The following is a 5,438-nucleotide window of genomic DNA, read 5'->3' as shown; positions in this document are numbered from 1 at the left end:
GCGGCGCTGCTCGTGGGCGCCTGCACACCCTCCGCCGGCCCGACCGCCCCGCCCCCGTCGCCCGCGCCGACACCGTCCGCGAGCGCCACCCCGACACCGTCCGCGAGTGCCAGCCCGACGGCGAGCGCCAGCGCGACCCCGTCGCCCGAGCCGGAGCCGACGCCCTCGCTCGACCCCGACAACGAGTTCTGGGTCGAGGACGACACCTGGTACACCTCGGACTGGTTCGCCGGACGCGGCCGGGTGATGATCGGCTTCGGCTGCACCGAGGCGCCCTACTACGCCCCCGACCCGCGGTGCTCCGGCGGGCAGGGCTTCCACCACGGCATCGACGTGGCGCTGCCCTGCGGCACCGACCTGCTCGCCGGCACCGCCGCCGAGGTCGTCCCGCCGGACAGCCGCGGTCGGCTGGGCGGGGCCTACGGCGACACCGCCTTCCGGCTGCGTGACGCCGAGCGCGGGATCGACGTCGTCATCGGCCACCCCGAGCGGGTGCTCGTGACCGAGGACCAGCAGGTCCGTCCTGGGCAGCGGATCGCCACCGTCGGCGACCGGGGCGCCCCGGACGGGTGCCACCTGCACCTGGAGGTGCGGCCGAGCGCCGGTCAGGTCTCCGACGCCGTCGACCCCGCCGAGGTGCTCGGCCTCACGCCCGCCTGAGGACCCCGCCTGAGGACAGCCCACCGGCACCGTCCCGGGGCCCGGGTCACTCCGGGTACTTCTCCAGGTACTCGTCCATCGAGTCGTCCTGCAGCGCCTCGGCCATCTCCTGCATCCGCTCCTCGTCCACCACGACGATGGACTGGCCGTCGGCCGAGGTGCCGGTGCCCTGGTCGGGGGCCTGCAGCTGCTCGATGTCGCCGGCGCCGTTGAGCCGCAGCGACAGCGCGGTGTCGCGGATCACGTCGTCGGTGAGCCCGGCGTCCACCGAGGTGTGGGCGGCGATCCCGCTGACGAAGTCGGTGAACCGGCCGGGGTTGGCGATGATCTCCGGGCTCAGTCCCTTGGCCAGGATGGCCTGGACGACCTTGCGCTGGTTCTCCGCGCGGTCGAGGTCGCCGCCGGGCAGCGACTTGCGCTCCCGGACGAACTCCAGCGCCCGCTCCCCGTCCAGCTGCACCTCGCCCTCGGGGAAGGAGTAGTTCTTCGTCTCGAAGGCGTGCTCGTTGTCCACGGTGACGCCGCCGACCGCGTCGCAGAGCGCGACGAAGCCCTCGAAGTCGACCACCGCGAGGTGGTCCATCCGGACGTCGGTCAGCTGCTCGAGGGTCTGCACCGCCAGCGAGGTGCCGCCGTAGGCGTAGGCGGCGTTGATCTTGGCGGTGCCGTGGCCGGGGATCTCCACCCACATGTCGCGGGGGAACGAGATCAGGTACGCCTTCTCGCGGTCGCCGCTGAGGTGGGCGATCATCAGCGTGTCGCTGCGGCCGGCACCGGCGTTCTCGACGTCGCGGCTGTCCGAGCCCATCAGCACCACGTTCATCGCCGGCTGCTGCTCGCCGTCCCCGCCCTCGGTCGGCTGCTGCGGCTGCGGGCGGTCCTCCTCCGCCGGCAGCTCGGCGCTGCGGTCGAGGTTCTCGCTCACCCGGCTCTGCAGCCAGCTGGCGTAGCCGAAGAGACCACCGGCGGCGATCAGCACCACCGCGAGGAAGACCACCAACGGGATCACCCAGCGCCGGCGGCGACGCTGGGCGCGCCGCGGCTGGCGGGGCTCCTCCTCGGCGTCCATCCCCGGGACGAATGACTCGCTCACGTGATCTCCTTCGCTACCCTTCGACCCCCGGTCGACCGACTGGGCCGCCGATCAGTGTAGGTGCAGACTGGGTCCGTGCCGGTCAGCGTCTTCGACCTCTTCTCCATCGGCGTGGGCCCGTCCAGCTCGCACACGGTGGGGCCGATGCGCGCGGCCGGGCGTTTCGTCGCCTCCCTCGCCGACGCCGGCACCCTCACCCGGGTGCACCGGGTGCGGGCCGAGCTGTTCGGCTCCCTGGGCGCCACCGGTCACGGCCACGGCAGCGCCCCGGCCGTGCTGTGGGGGCTGGAGGGCGAGCAGGCCGAGACCGTCGACACCGGGACCGCCCCGGCCCGCGCCGCCGAGATCACCCGCACCGGCCGGCTCGTGCTCAACCGGGTCGACGCCGACCCGGCGCGCCGCCGCGAGATCGCCTTCGACGCGGAGGAGGACCTGGTGCTGCACCGGCGTCGCAGCCTGCCCGGGCACCCGAACGGGATGACCTTCCGGGCCACCGATGACGACGGGCGCGACCTCGCCTGCCGCACCTACTACTCCGTCGGCGGTGGGTTCGTGCTCGACGACGACGGTGACGGCCGGCCCCGGCTGGTGCCTGACCCGACCCCGGTGCCGTACCCCTTCCGGACCGGCGCGGAGCTGGTGGCGCGGTGCTCCGAGAGCGGTCTGTCGGTGGCGGAGCTGGCGCTGGCCAACGAGTGCGCCCGGCGCCCGGAGGCCGAGGTGCGCGCCGGGCTGCTGCGGATCTGGCAGGTGATGGCCGAGTGCGTGGAGGCCGGCTGCCGCCACACCGGCACCCTCCCCGGTGGGCTGCGGGTGCCCCGCCGCGCCGCCGACCTGCACGCCCGCCTGGTCGGTGACGCCGGCCGCTTCCGCGACCAGGTGGACCCGCTGGCCGCGGTGGACTGGGTGACGCTGTGGGCGCTCGCGGTGAACGAGGAGAACGCCGCCGGCGGGCGCGTGGTCACCGCCCCCACCAACGGGGCGGCCGGGATCATCCCCGCCGTGCTGCACTACGCGGTCCGCTTCGTGCCCGGCGTCGGCGACGACGCGGTGGTCGACTTCCTGCTGGTGGCCGGGGCGCTGGGTGCGGTGTTCCAGCAGACCGCCTCGATCTCCGGCGCCGAGGTCGGCTGCCAGGGCGAGGTCGGCACCGCCTGCTCGATGGCCGCGGGCGCGCTCGCCGCGGTGCTCGGCGGCACCACCGCCCAGATCGAGAACGCCGCCGAGATCGGTCTGGAGCACCACCTCGGGCTCACCTGCGACCCGGTGGGCGGGCTGGTGCAGATCCCGTGCATCGAGCGCAACGCGGTCGCGTCGGTGAAGGCGATCACCGCCGCCCGGCTGGCGCTGCACGGCACCGGCGCGCACCAGGTCAGCCTCGACCAGGTGGTGCGGACCATGATGCAGACCGGGGCCGACATGAAGGTCAAGTACAAGGAGACTGCCCGTGGCGGCCTCGCGGTCAACATCGTCGAGTGCTGACCCGCAGGACCCGACCCGAAGGAGCAGCGTGACCGACACCACGACCGTCCCCGACCACCTGGCCACCGACCCCCGCCCGGCGCGGCTGGCGGTGCAGGTCCAGCCCCAGCACGCCGAGTACGCCGAGCTGCGCCGGCTGGCGTCCTCCTTCGAGGAGATGGGCGTCGACATCATCCTCAACTGGGACCACTTCTTCCCCCTCAACGGCGACCCTGACGGCCTGCACTTCGAGTGCTGGACGATGCTGGCCGCCCTCGCCGAGTCGACCGAGCGGGTCGAGATCGGCCCGCTGGTCAGCTGCAACTCCTACCGCAACCCCCACCTGCTGGCCGACATGGCCCGCACCGTCGACCACATCAGCGGCGGCCGGCTGCTGTTCGGCATCGGCTCGGGCTGGGCCGAGCGCGACTACACCGAGTACGGCTACGAGTTCGGCACCGCCGGCAGCCGGCTGGACGACCTGGCCACCGCGCTGCCCGTCATCAAGGACCGCTGGAGCCGGCTCAACCCGCCGCCCACGCGCGAGGTGCCGGTGATGGTCGGCGGCGGCGGGGAGCGCAAGACGCTGCGGATCGTGGCCGAGCACGCCACCATCTGGCACGGCTTCGGCGACGTCGAGACACTGGTGCGCAAGAACCGCGTGCTGGACGAGTGGTGCGAGCGGGTCGGCCGCGACCCGCGCGAGATCGAGCGCTCGACCGGTGTCGCCCCCACCCCGGGCCGGGCACCGGAGCAGGTGGCCGACTACGCCGCCGCCGCGCAGGCCCTGCACGAGATCGGCATCCGGCTGTTCACCGTCGGCTGGAACCCCGCCGAGGACCGCGACCCGGGCAAGGTCCGCGACCTCGTGGCGTGGCGCGACGAGGTGAACGGACGACGTCCGTAATGTGAACGTCACGGATGTAACGGAACGGTCTCAACCAGGAATGCCCACTGACCACCTGTTGTTAGCCCGGGCGTCACGTGAGATGGTGACGTCGCTCCATTCACTACGGATCGTCGGGCACGTACCTGCCCGTGAAAGGAAGGCCCCCGCATGGCCACAGTCAGTTTCAAGGACGCAACCCGGGTCTACCCCGGAGCCGACAGGCCCGCCGTCGACAAGCTCAACCTCGAGATCGGTGACGGCGAGTTCATGGTCCTGGTCGGACCGTCGGGCTGCGGCAAGTCCACCTCCCTGCGGATGCTCGCGGGGCTGGAGGAGGTCAACAACGGCGCGATCAACATCGGCGATCGGGACGTCACCGACCTGCCGCCCAAGGACCGCGACATCGCGATGGTGTTCCAGAACTACGCGCTGTACCCGCACATGACCGTGGGCGACAACATGGGCTTCGCCCTGAAGATGCAGAACGTGCCGAAGGCCGAGCGCCAGCAGCGCGTGATGGAGGCCGCCAAGCTGCTCGGCCTGGAGGACTTCCTCAACCGCAAGCCGAAGGCCCTGTCCGGTGGTCAGCGTCAGCGCGTGGCCATGGGTCGCGCCATCGTGCGCCAGCCGCAGGTGTTCCTGATGGACGAGCCGCTGTCCAACCTGGACGCCAAGCTCCGGGTCTCCACCCGCACCCAGATCGCGGCCCTGCAGTCGCGGCTGGGCGTCACCACCGTCTACGTGACCCACGACCAGGTCGAGGCCATGACGATGGGTGACCGTGTCGCGGTGATGAAGGACGGCGTCCTGCAGCAGGTGGACAGCCCGCTGGCCCTCTACGACACCCCGGCGAACCTCTTCGTGGCCGGCTTCATCGGCTCGCCCGCGATGAACCTCATCGAGGGCAAGGTCACCGAGGGCGGCGTCCAGGTGGGCGACTACGTGGTGCCGGTCCCGCGCGACGCGCTGGGCAAGCTGTCCGGTGAGTCCACCGCGACCATCGGCATCCGGCCGGAGATCTTCAACCTCGCCGACGGCGGGGACGGGATCGGCCTGGACGTGGCCGTCGTCGAGGAGCTCGGCGCCGACGCCTACCTGTACGGCACGCTGTCCGGTCTGAGCGAGGACGACAAGATCACCGCCCAGCAGATCGTGGCCCGGATCTCCTCGCGGCGTCCTCCGCAGCGCGGCGCCCAGGTCCGGCTGGCGGTCGACCCGACCCACGTGCACGTGTTCAACCAGACGACCGGGGAGCGCGTCTCCACCGCCGCCGGTTCCTGAGCGACACCGCACCGAACCGCAGGGCCCCGCGCAGCAGCGCGGGGCCCTGCGGCG

General features: G+C 72.5%; 5 protein-coding genes. 4 read left to right on the top strand and 1 reads right to left on the bottom strand.

The annotated features are described in order from the left end of the window. On the top strand, window positions 1–660 hold a 660-nt coding region (locus DVA66_RS16630; protein WP_157974072.1), incomplete at its 5' end, for a M23 family metallopeptidase. A gap of 46 nt (window positions 661–706) precedes the next feature. Here the strand turns inward: DVA66_RS16630 and DVA66_RS16625 are convergent. Then, entirely contained in the window at window positions 707–1,753 is a 1,047-nt protein-coding gene (locus DVA66_RS16625) for an LCP family protein (RefSeq protein WP_157974071.1), read from the bottom strand. A 75-nt stretch (window positions 1,754–1,828) separates the two neighbouring features. Between DVA66_RS16625 and DVA66_RS16620 the strand changes: the two genes are divergently transcribed. From DVA66_RS16620 to DVA66_RS16610, 3 genes are all read left to right on the top strand, one after another. Next, the gene (locus DVA66_RS16620) at window positions 1,829–3,235 is read left to right on the top strand and encodes an L-serine ammonia-lyase (protein ID WP_114561070.1); all 1,407 of its coding nucleotides are present in this window, start codon (window positions 1,829–1,831) and stop codon (window positions 3,233–3,235) included. Between the two features lie 28 nt (window positions 3,236–3,263). After that, the gene (locus DVA66_RS16615) at window positions 3,264–4,121 is read left to right on the top strand and encodes an LLM class F420-dependent oxidoreductase (RefSeq protein ID WP_232822022.1); all 858 of its coding nucleotides are present in this window, start codon (window positions 3,264–3,266) and stop codon (window positions 4,119–4,121) included. 150 nt (window positions 4,122–4,271) lie between these two features. Continuing rightward, window positions 4,272–5,384: an ABC transporter ATP-binding protein gene (locus tag DVA66_RS16610; RefSeq protein ID WP_114561069.1), complete on the top strand. Its 1,113-nt coding sequence runs from the start codon at window positions 4,272–4,274 to the stop codon at window positions 5,382–5,384. The last annotated feature ends 54 nt before the right edge of the window (window positions 5,385–5,438 follow it).

The organism is Desertihabitans aurantiacus (genome assembly GCF_003344635.1).
GTDB lineage: Bacteria > Actinomycetota > Actinomycetes > Propionibacteriales > Propionibacteriaceae > Desertihabitans > Desertihabitans aurantiacus.
Note: the sequence above shows the minus strand (reverse complement) of the source record. Positions and strands in the feature narration are given on the sequence as shown.

Excerpts from the sequence above, each read along its gene's own strand:
- DVA66_RS16610 (WP_114561069.1), top strand. The coding sequence starts at position 4,272 with ATGGCCACAGTCAGTTTCAAGGACGCAACCCGGGTCTACCCCGGAGCC.